The sequence below is a fragment of the Kocuria rhizophila genome (assembly GCF_003667225.1).
GTDB lineage: Bacteria > Actinomycetota > Actinomycetes > Actinomycetales > Micrococcaceae > Kocuria > Kocuria rhizophila.
In genome coordinates this window covers 1-464 of record NZ_RCOM01000174.1, presented here as the reverse complement: position 1 = coordinate 464, position 464 = coordinate 1, and the positions used below count along the sequence as shown (strand labels likewise).

The 464-nt window shown below is 76.5% G+C and carries 1 protein-coding gene; it reads right to left on the bottom strand.

Annotated elements, in window-relative coordinates; genetic code table 11:
• Positions 1 to 464, bottom strand: a 464-nt coding sequence (pyrF, locus tag D9R02_RS11880) for an orotidine-5'-phosphate decarboxylase (protein ID WP_121566963.1), incomplete at both ends; no start/stop codon positions are given.

Here is a 464-nt window from a genome sequence, read left to right as displayed (position 1 = left end):
GTCCGGATGCCTGGGCGGACGACGACGCCGCGGGGCCCCGCGCGCCCGGCGCCCGGTTCTCGTGGGCCACGGCGGAGAGGATGCCCGCGGCCACGGAGTCCTCACCGCCCACGTGCTGCACGCTGGCGCCCTCCGGGTTGGAGGTCAGGGCGAGCACGAAGGTCCCCCGGCCGGTGGCGCGCGCCAGGTCCAGCGCGGGGCGCAGCGACTCGAAGCCCAGGTACGGGCTCAGGGTCACGGCGTCCGCCGCGAGGGGCGAGTCGTCGGAGAGCCACGCCGTCGCGTAGGCCGCCATCGTGGAACCGATGTCACCGCGCTTGGCGTCCGCGATGCTGAGGACCCCCGCGGCCGTGGATTCCGCGAGCACGCGTTCGAGCACCGCGATGCCCGCCGAGCCGAGGGCCTCGAACAGCGCCACCTGCGGTTTGAGCGCCGCGGCCCGGCCGGCGGCAGCCTCCACGACC